This window comes from Nocardia sp. NPDC058499, from assembly GCF_042719915.1.
GTDB lineage: Bacteria > Actinomycetota > Actinomycetes > Mycobacteriales > Mycobacteriaceae > Nocardia.
Map to the genome: position 1 here is coordinate 396,644 of NZ_JBHXMZ010000002.1, position 15,856 is coordinate 412,499.

Sequence of the window (15,856 nt, forward strand, 5' to 3'; positions counted from 1 at the left end):
GCACCACCCACCGGTGACATCGGCCCGGGCGACTCACACCTCGGTCAGCCGGCCGATCCCGAAGCACAGCGTCGTACGCCTCGGTAGGTCGGCACAGCCCGCACCACTACGCAGGCCGGCTCCCACGATCGCCGGGTGGCGGTCCGGACCCGCGGACAGGGCGACCTCACGCAGGGGAGCCGAGCGGCGGGTGCTCGAGCACTCGGGGCTTGTACTCGACCAGTTGGATGCTGCCGTCGAAGGTGCGGTGCTCGATCATTTCGAGGGCGACGTCCGGATAGCCGTCGTAGATGCGTTCTGCGCCCGTGGCCCCGGTGATCACCGGGAACATCACGACCCGGAAGCGGTCGACGAGTCCGGCTCGCAGCAGCGACCGGCTCAGACTGAGGCTCCCGATCGTGCTGAGGATCCCCGAACCGCTCGACTTCATTGCGCGAACTGTCTCGACGGCGTCGTCGCGGACCAGCGTGGAGTTGGCCCATGTCAGTGGCTCGTCGAGCGAGGAGGAGAACACCACCTTGGTCGCTTGCGTGAGCTCATCGACGGACGCCTCTTCTTCGGGCCTGAACTCGTCTTGACCACTCGGGACCTGGCCGGCGGCGAAGCCCGACATCAGGCGGTAGGTGTTCGCTCCCATCAGGTGGGTGACCTCGGGCTGCTCGCCGAGCCAGGCGAGGTACTCCGGGCCCTCGAGGCCCCAGAACCCGGGCCATCCTTCTCCCGATGCGTAGCCGTCGAGAGAGGTGATGAAGTCGACGAGAAGCTCCGGCATAGCTGTGTCCTTTCTACGGTGTCACGAGCTTGGACCGGCCGGGAGCCATAAAATCATCGGCCGCGCCGTGGGGTGAGGAGAAACCCGGGCAGGGCGAACAATTGAATTCGCGCCTATCGGTTCAGGGCAGGAGTTGAGCCGTGAGCGAGCGTGCCGTGGCGGCGAGTGTGCCCGTGTCCAACCCCGTCCGGCCCATGAACACGAGCCCTTGTTGCGCGGCCAGCAGGGCCCGTGCCAGCGCGATGGGATCTGCCTCGGCGGGCACGTCGCCCTCGTGTTGCGCGCGGGCGACACAGTCACCGATCAGTGCCGTGGATGCCTCGTAGGTGCGGTGGGCGTGGGCGAGAACTTCCGGATCGGCATGACCGAGTTCGTAGGTGCTGTTGGCCATCAGGCAGCCACGCCGCGCATCGGCCTCGGCCGGCGCCTCGAGGAGCATGCGCAGTGCGTCCAGGGCCCGCGGAGTCTCGGTGAGTGTTTTCCGAAGCTGATCATGGCGGGCGTCGGTGTACCCGCGCAGCACCTGGAGGAAGAGCTGATGCTTGTCACCGAACGCTGCGTAGAGGCTGCCTTTGCCGAGCCCGCTGACCTGCATCAGGTCTTCCAGCGAGGTCGCGGCATAACCGGCGTCCCAGAACTGATCACGGACGGCGGTCAGCACCTGCTTCTCGTCGAACGATCGCGGTCGTGCCATGCAGCCCAGGGTACGTATTTTTGACCGCTCGGTCCAGTATGGCTATTGTGGACCGCACGGTAAAGAACTCCGCCGATGATCAGGCCTACCGGGAAGCAGGAAGCACATGGGAAAGCTGGACAACAAGGTCGCGATCGTGACCGGCGGATCGCGGGGCATGGGGGCGGCGTCGGCGCTGGCGCTGGCCGACGAAGGAGCCGACGTCGCGATCAGCTACTCGGCCTCGGCGGACCGGGCCGAGGCCGTGGTCGCCGACCTGGAAGCAAAGGGGGTCCGCGCGGCGGCCTTCCAGGCAGACCAGTCGGACGCCACGCAAGCGGCGAGCCTCATCCACAGCGTGATCCAGCAGTTCGGAAAGCTGGACATTCTGGTCAACAACGCGGGCGTCACCGTTGCCGGCCCGATCGACAGCGAGCTCGACGAGTCGGCCCTGGACCGCCAGCTCGCCATCAACTACACCAGCGTGGTGGCCGCAATCCGGGCCGCGATCCCGCTACTGCCCGATGGCGGGCGGATCGTCAGTATCAGCTCGGGTGTGGGAACACGGGTCGGTTTTCCGGGGATGACCGACTACACGGCCACCAAGTCCGCCCTCGAGGGCTACAGCCGCGGCGCAGCCCGCGATCTGGCCCACCGGGGCATCACGGTCAACATCATCCAGCCCGGGTTCATCGACACCGAGATGAACCCCGCCGACAGCCCGGCCGCATCCATGTTCCTCCCGACAACCGCGATGGGACGCTACGGCCGGCCGGAGGAGATCGCCGCAGGCGTCGTCTTCCTCGCCAGTCCGCAGGCCTCCTACGTCACCGGCGCAGTGCTGAGGATCGACGGTGGATACGGCGCATAGTGCGTCCGCAGGGCGCGACCGGCTGCGTCAGTCGCGTTGCGCCTCGTAACGCAGCAGGACCGTACCGCAGGGAAAGGTGCGGTTCTCCAACAGTCGCAGCGATATCCACGACGGCAGCGCCGGGAAGAACGGGGTGCCGCCGCCCACGGCGGTCGGCGCGATCACGAGCCGGTACTCGTCCACCAGACCGGCCTGCACGATCGGTGCGGCCAGCGTCGCGCCGGCCACCTCCAGCCTGCCGTCGGTTTCGGCTTTCAGTTTCCGCACCACCTCCACCGGGTCGCCGCGTTCCAGGCGGGAGTTCCAGTCGACCGACTCCAGGGTGCGTGAGAACACGACCTTGGGCATATCGCGCCAGATCTGGGCGAAGTCGACGATCATGGGGGTGGCGTCCGGGTCCTGGTCGGCCGTCGGCCAGTACGCGGACATGAGTTCGTAGAGCCGCCGCCCGTAGAACGCCAGGGCGGTCTCTCGCTCGAAGTCGTTCCAGTACTGGTGCAGTTCTTCGCTCGGATCGCTCCAGTCGATGGAGCCCTGTGCATCGGCGATGTACCCGTCCACCGAGACATTGAAGCCATAGATGAGTGTGCCCATGGAGATCAGACTGCACCGGAAGGCAAAACTCATCGCGACGCCACGCGAGAGACCCGGCCGTGGCGAGCCCGCGGGTCGAAGCCCGATCTTGCGCCGCCACCAGACGTACGCGACAAGCAGCCATCGGCCGCCTTACTATGGCGCTGCCGCCTCTCGTGGAACTGAATGAGTGTTTCCTCCGCCCGACCGATCAGACTCTCGAGATCCATTCGGCGCGGTCGTCGTCCGGGCGCGAGGCACACGGCGCAGAATCGGCGGAGAACCGCTGAGAAACCTGGAGGACTTCACCATGAGAAGAACAGCAATCGCTGCGGCCCGGATCGTCCTTGCCGCCGCCTCGGTTCCGGTTTTCACCACAGTAATCGGCGCCGGTGCGGCCCACGCCGCGCCCGAGGACTGTACCGTCACGCGGGATCTGATCGGCGCGACGGCAACCTGCCACGACTTCGACGAACCCGCGGGCCGGGAATACTCGCTCATAGTCGAGTGCTACGGCCTGCACACCCAGCCGTTCGCCTTCCCGTTACCGGCCTTCGGCCACTACCAGGGTTCGTGGAGCGGTTCTTTCAGCCCGTCCGGTCACGGCTCGGCCTCATGCTTGACGCCCATCACGATCGGAACCAGCACGAACGCCTACGTCAAGATCTATCGGTACTGAACGTACGCGGCGTCGCCACGCCGGTGAACGTCGACGTCGCCGATCGGCGAAACCTGATGCCGGCCTGCACACATGCCGGATTTGCCGGCGGCTACTCGGCGGACAGCCACTCACGCTGATCCGGGAGCCCGTTCCGAACTTCGCCGGAACAATGGGACGGCCCGCTCGAGCGGCGGCGGATCTCCTCATCCGGAAACGGTGTGCTCCGGCTGGTTTGCTGGAACGCGCGCATGAAGTCCGACATCGCTGCGGCGGCCGGTGCGTGCCGGGTGAGGGTTGCGGCGGCCTCCTCCGGGATGCCCTCCGGCAGCTTGCCTTCAGCGAATTCGCGCACCATGGCGGCGCGCGCTTCCCGATCCTCCCGCGGAAGCCCGTACAGGGTTGTGACCAGCCAGTTCACCAGGTAGAAGGCAGTGTAGCCACGGTCGTAACTCGAGTTCCGGTCGAAGAACGCGGATTCTTCCCGCGAGAGATCGAACCCCGAGAAGAGCGCGAGACCGTAGTCGCCGAAGAAGAGGCGTCGACCGTCGGTCAGGATGTTCTCGAAATGCGCGTCGAGGTGCAGCAACCCACGGCTGTTCATGAACGCGATGCCGGCGGACAGTCCCTGATCCACCATGACGCAGGCCTGGTCGGTGGCCTCGTCACCCTCCGCGATCCGGTCCTTCAACCACTCGTGCAGGTTCTGCGGGATGTACTCCAGGAACAGCGCGATACTCGCCGAAGAGTCCCGCAGGGCTTCGATCCGGTGACGCACCTGACGTCGACCATCCCAGTAGGCGACAGCACGATCGATATCGGCGAGCTCCTCCGGCAGCGGCGTCGTGTCCGGCAGCACCCGCCAGTGATACATCAGTGGGAAGCCGTCGTATTCGGCGGCGAGCACCCAATTCGTCGTCATGCAGTGCACCGCCAGCTCACGCCAGGCCCCGAACCCCGAACTGCCGATGAGACCGACGCCGTACTGGCAGAAGAGCGGCAGATCGAACAGGTTCGCCGTGGACCGGGCGTGCTCCGGCTGCCGTTCCAGATCGGTGAGAGGTACTCGCTTCACGAAGACCGGAATTCCGGCGACCTCCAAAAGCGCCGACTTCCCGCCGATACCGGGGTCGAGCGGCGTGGCCGTATCCACGAGCTCGCGCAACGCGTGATCGCTGTACAGCGCCAGGGCTGTGGACACAGCACTGTAGGCGTGCAGGCGGGGCAGGCGCGACATGTCCTGGGATATCGCCGCGTCGGGAGAGTGCGCAGGAGTGCGCCGATTGCTTTCCACGGCACCGGTAACTTACCGGAAAGCGTCGACGTTCTCCTCAGCCATCGCGCGAAGGTCCTGGCCACTGATCCTGGGCCGTGTCACGCACCTACAACAGAACGTCGTCGACATCGCCGCCGGTCACCGGCCCAACTCGATCCACCCAGTGAAACGAGGCAGCCGCGATCGCCCGCGTCAGAGGCCGATCCGCTGCAATTCGACAACGGGGATGACCCGGTCGGTCTTGCGCTGGTATTCGCCGAACTGGGGCTGCACGGCGACCTGCTTGGCATAGATTTCATCGCGCTCGGCCCTGGGCAGCACACGGGCGACAACCGAGAACGTCTCCGTGCCGTACTCGACGGTGGTGTTCGGGTTGGCCGCCAGGTTGTGGTACCAGGCGGGGTGCTTTGGGCTGCCACCCAGGCTGGCGAAGACGAAGATCCGCTCGCCCTCGACATAGGGAACCAGCGGCGCGATGCGTTCGATACCCGATTTGGCGCCGAGGTGATGCACGAGGATGAGCGGAAACCCTTCGAAGGTGCCGCCGACGGTGCCACCCTTCTCCCGGAACTCGGTGATGACCTGGCTGTTCATCTCGATGATGTCGTTCACGTCTGCCATGGTTCGACCATATGCGGCATATACTGAATGATTCGATAGCCGAATCGGCCAGAAACATATCTGTTTGTCGCACTATCATCGATCGCATGGACATTCTTGCGGACATCCTCGCGATCGGCGGTGTCCGTGGCAGCGCCGGTGCGCGCCTCGAGGCGGGCGGCACGTGGGGGATCTCCTGGGGCGCACGCTGCACCGCAGCCTTTTATGCCGTCACCTCGGGCACCGCATGGTTGTGCCTGCCCGGTAGAGACGCACAACAGCTGATGCCCGGCGATGTGGTGCTGTTGCCGAGCGGTGTCGAGCACGGGCTGAGCAGCGCTCCCGGGGTGCCGCTCGCCCCGTGCGGGGACTGCGGCGGCGATGCGGCCATGGCGGACGGCAGCGTGTTGCGTCTGGGTGCCGGTGCGGTGCAGACCCATATCCTCGGCGCGGGTTACGAATACGACCCCACGGTGTCGACGCAGGTGATGACCTCGTTGCCGCAGGTTCTGCACATCAGAGCGGACAACGGCGGCACCTGCCTCGACGACACGGTCCGGCTGCTGTCACGGGAGTTGGCCTACCCGCAGTTCGCGACCGCATTCGTACTCAACCACTTGGTCGACATCCTGTTGGTGCAGTTGCTGCGGGTCTGGTCGGCGAAACGTCCGGACGAGGCGCGCGGATCCTGGCTCGGCGTGCTGGCCGACCCTGTGGTCAGCGACGCGCTCACCAAGCTCCATCAGGAGCCCGCCCGGGGTTGGACCATCGACTCACTCGCCGCGGAGCTGACGATCTCCCGCAGCACGCTGACGCGGCGATTCCGCGCCGTGACCGGTGCCGCGCCGGCCGACTACCTGACGCAGTGGCGGATGGATCTGGCCGCGGTCCGCTTGCGGGACACCGACGACACCCTCGAAACCATCGCCCGCTCGGTCGGCTATACCTCGGTCTATGCGTTCAGTCGAGCTTTCCGCCGGACACGTTCGCAGGCGCCGGGGCAGTTCCGTACAACGGTCCGGGCGAACGGGCACGTGCCACCACCAACGCATGGTGCCGGCAGACAAATGATGTAGGCGTCGCTGCGGGGCTGCTGCGGCGAAGGGCCGGGTAGCCGAGACAGGCGCGGCGGCACGGGAACGCGGCGGCACGGGAACGATCTGCTCTGGGAAGCCGGGGTTTACCGACGGTGGCGGGGCAGGCACTCTCTCGATCATGTCTCGACAGTTTCAGGTTGTCATCGACTGCCACGCTCCGGATCGAATGGCCGCCTTCTGGTCTGCTGCCCTGGGCTACCGGGTCGACCCGGTTCCGGACGACTACGACAATTGGATGGACTACCAGATCGGTCAGGGGTTCGCCGCGAACGAAAGGGTCCGCTTTGCCGCGATACACAACCCGGAAGGGCCGGAGCGGCTGTGTTTCCTCGGGGTGCCGGAATCCAAAACCGTCAAGAACCGCTTGCACCTCGACATTCAGGCGACGTTTCCGGATGACTCGCCCGCTCGTAGGATCGAGCGGGTCGACACGCTGGTGGCCGAACTGCGCGGCCTCGGTGGCACTGCGCAGCGGACGGGCCGCGAGCGCGGCCAGTACTTCGTGACCATGACCGATATCGAGGGCAACGAATTCTGCGTGCATTGACCCGGGCCCACCGGCTGCGGAAATTGCGTTGCCGGGGTTTCGGGACGGTCGATAGGGTGTCGCGGTTTGCCCATCCGATTCGAAGGAGCCGGACAACCGATGGAACCTGTCACCGAACGAGAGATCAGAGCGTCGTTCGTCAACTGTTCGAAAGGAGATGCCAAACGCCTGACGATCCCGCCCGACCTGGCGACCCGCCCGTGGGACGATCTGGACTTCCTGGGCTGGACCGATCCGGGGTTGCCGGGTCGCGCGTATCTGGTGCTGCCCGAGGCGGACGGTCTCGCCGGTATCGCGCTGCGCTATGAGACGGGCGGGCCGCGGCGGAGCCAGATGTGCACCGTCTGTTCGACCACCCACACCAACGGGGGCGTCGTATTGATGACCGCCCGTAAGGCCGGTGAGGCGGGTCGGCGCGGTAATTCGACCGGCACCTATATGTGCGGTGACCTCTGTTGTTCGCTGTACGCGCGGCATGTGATGACGCCGGCGCTGGGTCGCGCCTACCGCGACGACTACGACCCCGCCGACCGTATCCACCAGATCCGGCAGAACGTGACCGCGTTCCTCGGCCGGGTCCGCGCCTGATCGCCGCCTGACGATGCGCAACAAGAGAAAGAGGTTGTGGCCCATGCGCCGACACTCGAGACCGGACTCGCGGGCGACTCCGGATTCTCCTGCCCGGGCAGGAGAATCCGGGGCTGCCCCTCTCCTCCCCGGCCGGGACGGACCGGCCCCCGGACGGTCCGTGCCGGCCGGGGAGGAGTGCAACGTTCGGCCTCTGATCGAGAGACGCGATCCTTCTGGGAGGGGCCCGCTGACGTGACTGCCGAGGCGCTACTCGGCCCGCGGCCAGTTGCCGATTTGTCGCCGCGACGGTGATGTCGCAATCCCGCCAGCTCCGGGACCTGCGACTTCATACCGTCGGTCGATGTGAGAACCGAACCCACCACAGGACCACACGCCGGCGATCGACTGCCGGGCTCCGTCGTACTCTTCCTTTCGCTCGCCGCCGCGCTCGGCACCTCCACGATCTATCTGCTGCAGCCCGCGATAGCAGATGTTGCGCACTCTCTGGGCACACAGATCGCCACTGTCGGTCTTGCGCTCGCGTGCGGACCCGCCGGATACATGGCAGGGCTCGGCCTGCTCGTGCCGTTGGTGGACCGCTTCCCGCCCGGGCGGGTTCTCGCGATCCAGTTCGCGGTCATGTCGGGCGCGCTGACGGCGTGCGCCGCGGTGGGTGAGGTCTGGGCGCTGGGATTGCTGACGGGTGTGGTCGGAACATGCTCGGCGGTGGGCGCGGGCCTCAGCTCCGTGGCCGGCCGATTCGCTCCGCCGCGACGGCGGGCGACGATCCTGGGCATCGTGACCGCCGGAATATCGGCGGGAATATTGGCCGGCCGGATCGCCGGCGGTTGGCTCGCCGAGCAGATCGGCTGGCGTGGCGTGCTTCTCGTATTCGCCGTGGGTTGTGCCGTACTCGCTGCGGCCTGCGCGCTGGTACTGCCGGCGGCGCAGGGTGTGGGCGGGCGTGGCTATGTCGAAACCCTGCGCTCCCTGCCTGGGCTGTTCGTGCGGTACACCCAGCTCAGGGTTGCCGCGATACGCGGCGCGATATGGTTTTTCGCGTTCTGCGCGGTATGGGCGGGGCTCGCGGTCGCGCTCTCGAAACCGCCGTTCTCGTACACCGCGGAGCAGATCGGCCTGTATGCGGCGGCCGGACTCTCGGGCATCCTTGCGACCCGGGTAGCCGGATCCTGGACCGACCGGGTGGGCGCCGGCCGGGTGATTCTGGTGGGACTTTCGCTGGCCGGAGTCGCCACAGCCATCATGGCATTCACGCTCACCGACACCGTGGTGACGCTGGTCTGTCTGGCTCTTTTCGACGCGGGACTCTTCGCTGCACAGGTGGCGAACCAGAGCACGGTGCTCTCGATCGATCCTGCCGCGCCGGCGCGGTTCAACAGCGCGTACATGCTCGTGTATTTCGTCGGCGGAACCCTCGGTTCGGCCGCCGGAGCGGCGGCTGTCGATTGGTTCGGCTGGGCCGCAACGGCTTCGTTTGCCGCGGCTGCCATCGGGGTCGCCGGCGTAATCGTGGTGATCACTTCCCTGGGCTCAGATGCGCAGCGCAGACGGATGACCGGCACCGCGGCGACCTCTATTCCCTGAGCGTCGGATCATCTCGGTCCGGCCTTCGGCGACCGGAAGGGCCCGCACCTCACGGATGCGGGCCCTTCCGGTTCGTGCAGATCACGCTTCGATCAGCTTGCGGCGCAACCCCTCGGCGGCGACGACCAGGGCGGGGACCAGCGTCAGGTGCGTGACCGACAGCGCGACCGTGGAGGCGGTGTCGAAATCGGCACTCACGGTCATGGCGATGGTGGCAACGGCGATCACCGAGCCGATCGCCGCGGCGAGGCGCAGCACACCGATCCATTTGTAGGACAGCAGCACTGCCGCGCCGAGACCGATCAGCATCGGAATCACGGTCAGCATGATGATGCCCCCCGGGGCCACGCTCTGTACCTGCCCCGCGTTGGTCGCCTCGAATGTGCCGCCGGCGGCCGCGCCGATCAGCCAGACGACGATATTGGCCAGCAGTGCCGCACCGATCGCGCCGAAGAGGGCGACGGGACGGTTCAGCGCGGGGATGCGGACGGCGGAGCGGGCGGTAGTGGTCGTGGTGCTCATGATGACCTCCTGGAGCTGTGAAGTTCGGGTGAGATCATCCTGAAACCTCAACAATTATTCAGGTCAATCTTTTTGGGCTCGCAGCGACGGAGGTCACTCACCGTCGAAGCCGAACCCTCGCAGCCGCGGGCGCCCACGCGGCGCCATACGCCGGACGGCCGAATCGGGCCGCCGGGCGACTCCCCCACGGGAGCCACTCACGCTCCCTGCCCGGCAGTTCTGGTCGACTCGAGAAAGGTCCGGATCGCGGTATCCGCCGCCGCCCGACCCTCGTCACCGGTGATCGCGAGCTCGAACAGCAGTCCGCGCGCCATGGCCAGCGCCATCTGCGCCTGCAACGCCGCCTCGCGCGGTTCGTGCCCGGCCCGGATGAACAGTGTGGTCAGCACTTCCCGCCACTGCTCGACCCACTGCCGCAGCGGCACCGCCCACGGTTTTCCCTGCATCGCGGCCGCCGCCACCTCGAAGAACAGCGGCGCCACCAATGTTGCCTCGCCGGCGATCCGGTCCCAGAACGCGTACGCCGCCGTGTAAGGGTCGGGGTCGGCGTCGAGCAGTTCGGCCAGCACCAGGTTCCGCCGGCCCCAGGTGGCAGCGACCACAGCCTCCAAGAGTCCGTCACGAGAACCGAAGTGGTAGTTCAGCATTCGGTGACTCGTACCGATGCCCTCGGCCACGGTACGCATACTCGTATCTCCGACACCGTTGGCCGTGAACCAGGCGACCACCCGTTCCAGCAGAGCTTCGCGGGCGGTGCTCACGCGTTCTGCCCGGCGCCGGTACCGGCGGCGGCCGCCCGACGCGCCGCGGCGCCGTCACTGCCCCGGTACGCCACGTATCCGTCCGGCCTGATCAGCACATATCCGCGCCGCAGACCGTATCTGTCGCGTGCCGACCCGGTCGGGTCCGTATCGTCGTCGACCCGCACCTCGACTGTCCCCATTGCCGAACACGCGGTGCCCGTTACCCCGTGCCGTTTTCCGGCCGCAGACGCGGCGCCGAAAACGAGCAAGGTGAAATGGTCGACACCGAGCCGGTCGTGCACCGTTCCCTCGGCCAGCGGAGCGTCCGGCGCCCGCTCCCCGCTCCGCGGGCCGCGCGCGAGCGGCCATCCCCCGCCGCGGCCATAGCCGACGTCCAGCTGCGAATTCTGCAGGCTCGCCTTGCGCGCGGCGCCCGGGACGCGAGACCCGTACCGGAGCAGTGCATCACGAAGTTTCCGGGCAAGCGGGTTGCGCAGTGCGTACAGCCGCCGCCGGCTCTCGACATCGCGGATGGTTGCCGCGGCAACCGGGCGCCGTTCGGTTTCGTACGCGGCCAGCAGATCCGCGGGCGCACCGTGTTCGACACCCGCCAGCCGCCACGCCAGATCGACGGCGTCCTGGATACCGAGATTCATCCCTTGGCCCCCGAAGGGCGGGAACACGTGGGCGGCATCGCCCGCCAGAAACACCCGCTCCCGGCGGTATCCGGTAGCGAGACCCACCCGGGTGCGATAGATCGACGTCCACTGCACTTCGGTGATCCGCATCCGGCTCGGACCGCGTTCGTCGAGAAGTGCTTGCAGCTCGGCAATACCCGGTCCGGGCCGCTCGGCCAGGGAGTCCGTATCGGTCATATCGGCGAATATCCGCCAGAGCTCGTCCGTACCCGGAAGGCGCATCAGCATGAAGGGGCCGGCCGGCCCCAGCCACATGGCACTGTCCTGGAAGGGCGGCCGCTTGTCGAGAACGATATCGGCCAGATAGTAGGTTTCGCCGGTTTCCCGGCCGGCCAGTTCGATGCCGAGTTCCGCGCGCACCCGGCTGCGTGACCCGTCGGCACCGATCAGCCATTCGGCCGTCATCTCGCGGCCATCGGCGAGCGTGACCTCTACACCGGTTTCATGCTGGGTCACCGTCTGCACCTGGGCGCCGGTCTCGATCTCGACGCCCGCCGCGCGTAAGCGGTCGCGCAGAATATCCTCCAACCCCGACTGCGGAAGCACGTAGGTGTAGGGGTACGGGCTCTGCGGTGGGACCCAGATGAACCGGGAAAGTTCGGTATCACCGCGCATCATCGAGGCACCCGAGAGGCGGTAGGCGACGCGCTCGATCTCGCCGGCAAGCCCGAGACCTGCCAGCAGCTCCATCGAACGCGCCTGTAATCCGAGCGCCCGAGAACTGGTGCCGGGCTGCGCGCGCCGCTCCAGCACGCGGCACGCCACCCCGTTCGCGGCGAGGACGAGCCCGGCGACCATCCCTGTCGGACCGGCGCCGGCGATAAGAACACCCATAACCTGACACTTCCTGTCTCGTAGCGCGTGCGGGGGCCACAGGCGGCACTCCCTCGCGTGGCCGGATCGGTGCCGTACTCGCGTCATGACCGGACCGGCAGCGGGGTTTCGATCACCACCCCACACCTATGTACCAAATGGTACATCGCAAACCCACGGGAGGACAGTGGCCGCGCGTAGACCACACCCGTCCGATCGAAGGCGCCGATCCGGGCAGGCACAACCGGTTGCCCGACCATGCGCACCACGCCATGGCGCAGTCCTACGCCCGGCATCCGGGCCGGGCGCTCTGACGTCCGGTAGTTTCCCGAACCACCGCCCGGCTATCGGGTAACAAGCGTGTGCGGTGCGGTCCGGGGCCGCACCGCACAATCACCCGTCAGTGTGCCTGGGTCAGCATCCGCGCGACCTCCGCGCCGTGGTGGATGAACCCGGCGTGGCTGGTGTCCAGGGTGTGCACCGCGAACTTGTTATCCGGTGTCAGGGCGTCCGCATCGGCGATGATGCGGTCCTGCATCGCGATCGGCAGAGATCTATCTACGGTGAGCCGCACGAACATCCGCGGAATGCGGCCCCAGGTCGCCGGGTTCGCGGGGGCATGCGCGACCATCACTTCGATCGACTCGTCGGGTTGCAGGATGTTCAGGAAGGCCATGAATTCCGCGTCCGATCGGTCGGCCATGGTGGCTTCCTTCAAAGCGCGCAGCATTACTGGGTCCGCCGTCCGGTAGTTCGCACGACCGGCGCCGAGAACGGCGGGATCACCGACGTTCAGCGGGGCCAGGCCGGGTAAGAGGCTATCCGCGAACTCCGGTTCGGACATGTAGGCGACCGGACTGGGCCGGGTCGTGCACGCCCACGCCGAGATGTACGCCAGCCCGTCGACGAGTTCCGGCACACGGTCGGCCGTGGCGGTGATCGTGACCCCGCCCAGGCTGGCGCCCACCAGGATCACCGGGCCGTGCTCATGCAACCGGGTGACCACCTCGGCGACGCGGTCCACATTGTCGTCGAGGGTCACCCCGGCCAGTGTCGACGCCGTATCGGCGAGCACGTCCAGGTCCTGTGGTGCTTGATACGCCACCGAGTATTGGGCTTCGAGACCGTGACCGGGGAGGTCCACGGCGTAGGAGCGGTGCCCGAGCAGCGCCAGTTCACGTTGCAGGGGAGCCCACATGAACGAACTCGTGCCGGATCCGTGCACGAGAACGAAAGTAGGGGCCGCGGAAGAAGTTACAGAGGAATACGCAGACATGGTGAAGTCCTTCGTGGAGAAGTTCACTACCAGTCGGCGACACGTCTACCCGCAACTCTCGGCGGTTCGGAATAGAGTCCGGCCCGGAGGGGCCGGAGGAGTGCGCCGACTATTCGGGGCGCAGGCGCACGAAGAACAAAAGCATAGGCCACAACCTACACCACCCGCCGGCCGACTGCGGCCGTGGCTACTTCGTCCGCCCGCAGGTCGACGACGGCGGCACCGGAATCCCTTCTGTCACCGAGGCGGGCACACCGCACCGCTCCGGTCCGATACCAATCGACAACCGACCGTGCGGCCGCGCCGGCCTCCACATCGGCGACCAGAACGAGATACGAGGCGCCGAGGTCGAGCAGGCCGTTGATCGAACATTCATAGCCCATGCGGTATGCCACTTCGCGGACCCAGCGGATCGCGCGCGTTCGCTCGGGCACGGAGGTCTGCTCGGTATCGCACAGGATGAGAAGGCGGCAGGCATCGACAACGGTCGCGGTCGCGATCACCCGCTCGCACAACCGGTTCTCGTACGATCGTGCTCGCGCCGACCGCAGCGGCGACCACCTGTTCGGCCGGCCATCCCCGGACCTGCCGAACAGGAAGTCGACCAGCGACCGATCGATCACGACGACGATCGCCTCCGCACCGGACCGCCTCCCGACGGTGATGGGCTGCGGGACCGCGGGTGACCCGAGCGGAGGCCGCGGAATATGCGGCGCCGCTGCGAAACTCGCCGGAATGCCGCGGCGATTGACCTCGGTGAGGATCGTCTCGGCCAGTGCCGCCGGGCGTTCGGTGACCAGCGACCGGCCGGACTCCGGCGCCGCCGGAACGTCGAATACGCGGCGCCACGGCCGGAGTGCGGTCCGTTCCTCAGGGCTCTTCTTCGTCGCGATCACGACTGTCGCACCTATCTGCCGGTATGGGGTAGGTCGGGTCATCGAACATCGCCTCGATTCGAGACTTGATCTCGGCCGTGCTGAATCCGGATTCCCGGCCGTTTCTTCGGTCCACAATTCCTGATGCATTCATGCTTTACTCCCGAAATAAAAATTGCACGGCCGATCACCGCGAACTGTGCCGTGTTGCGCAATGGAACACACGACCTGTAATGAAAACGCGGTTACCCGGAATAAGCCGCGGAAATGTCCCGCGCTACCACCCCCAGGAAGGGGGTCTCACCGTAGTTCCGTCCCGAAGCCGCTCAGTACCGGCGACGAATGCGGGTCCGTCGATCCTTCGAGATACCCCTCAACGCTTCCTCTTTCGCACGATGGCCGTCGAGTTCTCCTGCCGTTCGCGCTTCTCGGCCCGCCGTTCCTTCATGGTCGACGAAGGTTTCTTCAGCGATTTTCCGCGCGATTTGTCAGCCACTGTCGCTCCTGTTTTCCCGAAGTTCCATCCGACTGACTTCGACCATACGTCAGAAAAAATAAAAAGCCAGTCCGGCGGTAGCCGCCCCCGGCCGATCGGCGGGTCCTGACCCGGGGCGGTCACGATACCCGGCGAAGATCCGCGGTTTCAGCCGAGCGGCTGCGCACCGATCACAGACAGGAGGTGCAGTTTGTCATGGCTTTCGCTGCCGGGGATGGCGGTGTAGACGAGTAGTGCGTGCGCCTGGCCCGGGTCTACCAGCCGCTGGCAGTTCAGTTCCAGAGCGCCGACCTCGGGATGGATGAAATGCTTGATATCGCGCGGGCGTATCCCGATCTCGTGGTCCTCCCATACCCGCCGGAACTCCTCGCTGCGGGCCAGCAGCAGGTCGGCGAGTTCCGCGGCGCGGGAGCCGGGGCCGCGGAGGGTCACGATCTCGCGCAGTCCCGCGGCGTACATCCGGGTGAGGAACGCGTGTTCTTCCGGCGCGTAGAGCTGCCGGGTGGTGGGATCGGTGAACCATCGGTAGCCGATACTGCGGGCAGGCCCGGTGTATCGGGTCAGGTCGCCGGTGAGCGCGATACCCATCGGTGACTGCCGCAGGGTTTCGCCGAGTTCGGTGACGATCTCCGCGGGTGTGTCGTTCAGGCGGTCGAGAACGCGCAGCAGGCCGGGGCTGATGTGCTCGCTGATCACACCCCGCGTGGGTGGGGTGTGTCCGGCGAGGCGGAACAGGTGATCACGTTCGTCGAGCGACAGGTGCAGGCCCTGGGCGATCGATACGAGCATCTGCGGTGACGGCTGCGGCCCGCGTTCCCGTTCGAGCCGGGAGTAGTAGTCGGCCGACATATGACACAGTGCCGCGACTTCCTCGCGCCGCAGCCCCGCGGTCCGGCGACGCGCGCCGCGGGGAAGACCGACGTCTTCGGGTTGCAGTGCCGCACGCCGATTGCGGAGGAATTCCGCCAGCCCGGTGCGATCGATCACGGCGCTCCTTCTTTCTCGGTTCCTGCCATGTTTCTACCGTCGGCGAGCACCGGTATCCACGGATCACCGATCCCCCGGTACGTCCGGCCCAGGCCGATACGGGCCGGATGCACCAGCGTTGCCGGCCCGCCGATGACCGGACCGAGAGGCGACTCGCCGAGCCTGTGATCGGGAGGTCCTGGATATCTCGTTTCCCTCGGCTCA

At 66.7% G+C, this 15,856-nt stretch carries 19 protein-coding genes; 8 read left to right on the forward strand and 11 right to left on the reverse strand.

The window, feature by feature from the left end; translation table 11 throughout:
* Positions 1-166: 166 nt before the first annotated feature.
* Positions 167-772, reverse strand: coding sequence for a dihydrofolate reductase family protein (locus tag ACFWPH_RS06995; RefSeq protein ID WP_378748667.1), 606 nt, complete (start codon positions 770-772; stop codon positions 167-169).
* A 121-nt stretch (positions 773-893) separates the two neighbouring features.
* Positions 894-1,466, reverse strand: coding sequence for a TetR/AcrR family transcriptional regulator (locus ACFWPH_RS07000; protein ID WP_378748668.1), 573 nt, complete (start codon positions 1,464-1,466; stop codon positions 894-896).
* Between the two features lie 106 nt (positions 1,467-1,572).
* On the opposite strand from ACFWPH_RS07000, the gene ACFWPH_RS07005 reads away from it, so the two are divergent.
* Entirely contained in the window at positions 1,573-2,316 is a 744-nt protein-coding gene (locus ACFWPH_RS07005) for an SDR family NAD(P)-dependent oxidoreductase (protein ID WP_378748669.1), read from the forward strand.
* 27 nt (positions 2,317-2,343) lie between these two features.
* On the opposite strand, the gene ACFWPH_RS07010 is transcribed toward ACFWPH_RS07005, so the two are convergent.
* On the reverse strand, positions 2,344-2,910 hold the full coding sequence (locus ACFWPH_RS07010) for a dihydrofolate reductase family protein (RefSeq protein WP_378748670.1): 567 nt from the start codon (positions 2,908-2,910) through the stop codon (positions 2,344-2,346).
* A 289-nt stretch (positions 2,911-3,199) separates the two neighbouring features.
* Here ACFWPH_RS07010 and ACFWPH_RS07015 point away from each other — a divergent pair, with 289 nt between their 5' ends.
* Complete coding sequence (locus ACFWPH_RS07015; protein WP_378748671.1) at positions 3,200-3,568, forward strand: hypothetical protein; 369 nt, start codon at positions 3,200-3,202, stop codon at positions 3,566-3,568.
* 91 nt (positions 3,569-3,659) lie between these two features.
* Here the strand turns inward: ACFWPH_RS07015 and ACFWPH_RS07020 are convergent, their stop codons facing one another.
* Complete coding sequence (locus ACFWPH_RS07020) at positions 3,660-4,748, reverse strand: protein kinase family protein (protein WP_378748672.1); 1,089 nt, start codon at positions 4,746-4,748, stop codon at positions 3,660-3,662.
* 267 nt (positions 4,749-5,015) lie between these two features.
* On the reverse strand, positions 5,016-5,444 hold the full coding sequence (locus tag ACFWPH_RS07025) for a nitroreductase family deazaflavin-dependent oxidoreductase (RefSeq protein WP_378748673.1): 429 nt from the start codon (positions 5,442-5,444) through the stop codon (positions 5,016-5,018).
* 86 nt (positions 5,445-5,530) lie between these two features.
* On the opposite strand from ACFWPH_RS07025, the gene ACFWPH_RS07030 reads away from it, so the two are divergent.
* The 4 genes from ACFWPH_RS07030 to ACFWPH_RS07045 all read left to right on the forward strand — a co-directional run bounded on the left by ACFWPH_RS07030 (position 5,531) and on the right by ACFWPH_RS07045 (position 9,242).
* Entirely contained in the window at positions 5,531-6,499 is a 969-nt protein-coding gene (locus tag ACFWPH_RS07030) for an AraC family transcriptional regulator (protein WP_378748674.1), read from the forward strand.
* Between the two features lie 139 nt (positions 6,500-6,638).
* The gene (locus ACFWPH_RS07035) at positions 6,639-7,067 is read left to right on the forward strand and encodes a VOC family protein (RefSeq protein WP_378748675.1); all 429 of its coding nucleotides are present in this window, start codon (positions 6,639-6,641) and stop codon (positions 7,065-7,067) included.
* Between the two features lie 99 nt (positions 7,068-7,166).
* Entirely contained in the window at positions 7,167-7,655 is a 489-nt protein-coding gene (locus ACFWPH_RS07040; RefSeq protein ID WP_378748676.1) for an FBP domain-containing protein, read from the forward strand.
* Between the two features lie 345 nt (positions 7,656-8,000).
* On the forward strand, positions 8,001-9,242 hold the full coding sequence (locus ACFWPH_RS07045; RefSeq protein WP_378748677.1) for an MFS transporter: 1,242 nt from the start codon (positions 8,001-8,003) through the stop codon (positions 9,240-9,242).
* Positions 9,243-9,323: 81 nt separating this feature from the next.
* Here the strand turns inward: ACFWPH_RS07045 and ACFWPH_RS07050 are convergent, their stop codons facing one another.
* The 3 genes from ACFWPH_RS07050 to ACFWPH_RS07060 form a co-directional block, all read right to left on the reverse strand.
* Complete coding sequence (locus ACFWPH_RS07050) at positions 9,324-9,764, reverse strand: DUF6069 family protein (protein WP_378748678.1); 441 nt, start codon at positions 9,762-9,764, stop codon at positions 9,324-9,326.
* Positions 9,765-9,961: 197 nt separating this feature from the next.
* Positions 9,962-10,525, reverse strand: coding sequence for a TetR/AcrR family transcriptional regulator (locus ACFWPH_RS07055; protein WP_378748679.1), 564 nt, complete (start codon positions 10,523-10,525; stop codon positions 9,962-9,964).
* Positions 10,522-12,039, reverse strand: coding sequence for an FAD-dependent monooxygenase (locus ACFWPH_RS07060; RefSeq protein WP_378748680.1), 1,518 nt, complete (start codon positions 12,037-12,039; stop codon positions 10,522-10,524). Before ACFWPH_RS07060 ends, ACFWPH_RS07055 begins: the two co-directional genes overlap by 4 nt.
* Positions 12,040-12,167: 128 nt before the next feature.
* Here ACFWPH_RS07060 and ACFWPH_RS07065 point away from each other — a divergent pair, with 128 nt between their 5' ends.
* Positions 12,168-12,332 carry a hypothetical protein gene (locus ACFWPH_RS07065; RefSeq protein WP_378748681.1) on the forward strand — a complete coding sequence of 55 codons (165 nt, stop codon included), beginning with the start codon at positions 12,168-12,170 and terminating at the stop codon, positions 12,330-12,332.
* 86 nt (positions 12,333-12,418) lie between these two features.
* Here ACFWPH_RS07065 and ACFWPH_RS07070 read toward each other — a convergent pair whose 3' ends face one another.
* On the reverse strand, positions 12,419-13,294 hold the full coding sequence (locus tag ACFWPH_RS07070; protein ID WP_378748682.1) for an alpha/beta fold hydrolase: 876 nt from the start codon (positions 13,292-13,294) through the stop codon (positions 12,419-12,421).
* A 155-nt stretch (positions 13,295-13,449) separates the two neighbouring features.
* Positions 13,450-14,190 (reverse strand): hypothetical protein, encoded by a 741-nt coding sequence (locus ACFWPH_RS07075; protein ID WP_378748683.1) that lies wholly within the window; start codon positions 14,188-14,190, stop codon positions 13,450-13,452.
* 374 nt (positions 14,191-14,564) lie between these two features.
* On the opposite strand from ACFWPH_RS07075, the gene ACFWPH_RS07080 reads away from it, so the two are divergent.
* Positions 14,565-14,774, forward strand: a complete 210-nt coding sequence (locus tag ACFWPH_RS07080; RefSeq protein WP_378748684.1) for a hypothetical protein — start codon at positions 14,565-14,567, stop codon at positions 14,772-14,774.
* 38 nt (positions 14,775-14,812) lie between these two features.
* Here ACFWPH_RS07080 and ACFWPH_RS07085 read toward each other — a convergent pair whose 3' ends face one another.
* Positions 14,813-15,652: a helix-turn-helix transcriptional regulator gene (locus tag ACFWPH_RS07085; RefSeq protein WP_378748685.1), complete on the reverse strand. Its 840-nt coding sequence runs from the start codon at positions 15,650-15,652 to the stop codon at positions 14,813-14,815.
* Positions 15,653-15,856 lie beyond the last annotated feature (204 nt).

What these genes read in the sequence shown, in the direction of transcription:
- ACFWPH_RS07060 (WP_378748680.1), bottom strand. Translation starts at nt 12,039, where the DNA reads ATGGGTGTTCTTATCGCCGGCGCCGGTCCGACAGGGATGGTCGCCGGG.
- ACFWPH_RS07010 (WP_378748670.1), bottom strand. Translation starts at nt 2,910, where the DNA reads ATGGGCACACTCATCTATGGCTTCAATGTCTCGGTGGACGGGTACATC.
- ACFWPH_RS07040 (WP_378748676.1), top strand. Translation starts at nt 7,167, where the DNA reads ATGGAACCTGTCACCGAACGAGAGATCAGAGCGTCGTTCGTCAACTGT.
- ACFWPH_RS07015 (WP_378748671.1), top strand. Translation starts at nt 3,200, where the DNA reads ATGAGAAGAACAGCAATCGCTGCGGCCCGGATCGTCCTTGCCGCCGCC.
- ACFWPH_RS07065 (WP_378748681.1), top strand. Translation starts at nt 12,168, where the DNA reads ATGTACCAAATGGTACATCGCAAACCCACGGGAGGACAGTGGCCGCGC.
- ACFWPH_RS07050 (WP_378748678.1), bottom strand. Translation starts at nt 9,764, where the DNA reads ATGAGCACCACGACCACTACCGCCCGCTCCGCCGTCCGCATCCCCGCG.
- ACFWPH_RS07080 (WP_378748684.1), top strand. Translation starts at nt 14,565, where the DNA reads ATGGCCGTCGAGTTCTCCTGCCGTTCGCGCTTCTCGGCCCGCCGTTCC.
- ACFWPH_RS07035 (WP_378748675.1), top strand. Translation starts at nt 6,639, where the DNA reads ATGTCTCGACAGTTTCAGGTTGTCATCGACTGCCACGCTCCGGATCGA.
- ACFWPH_RS07005 (WP_378748669.1), top strand. Translation starts at nt 1,573, where the DNA reads ATGGGAAAGCTGGACAACAAGGTCGCGATCGTGACCGGCGGATCGCGG.
- ACFWPH_RS07030 (WP_378748674.1), top strand. Translation starts at nt 5,531, where the DNA reads ATGGACATTCTTGCGGACATCCTCGCGATCGGCGGTGTCCGTGGCAGC.
- ACFWPH_RS06995 (WP_378748667.1), bottom strand. Translation starts at nt 772, where the DNA reads ATGCCGGAGCTTCTCGTCGACTTCATCACCTCTCTCGACGGCTACGCA.
- ACFWPH_RS07025 (WP_378748673.1), bottom strand. Translation starts at nt 5,444, where the DNA reads ATGGCAGACGTGAACGACATCATCGAGATGAACAGCCAGGTCATCACC.
- ACFWPH_RS07070 (WP_378748682.1), bottom strand. Translation starts at nt 13,294, where the DNA reads ATGTCTGCGTATTCCTCTGTAACTTCTTCCGCGGCCCCTACTTTCGTT.
- ACFWPH_RS07000 (WP_378748668.1), bottom strand. Translation starts at nt 1,466, where the DNA reads ATGGCACGACCGCGATCGTTCGACGAGAAGCAGGTGCTGACCGCCGTC.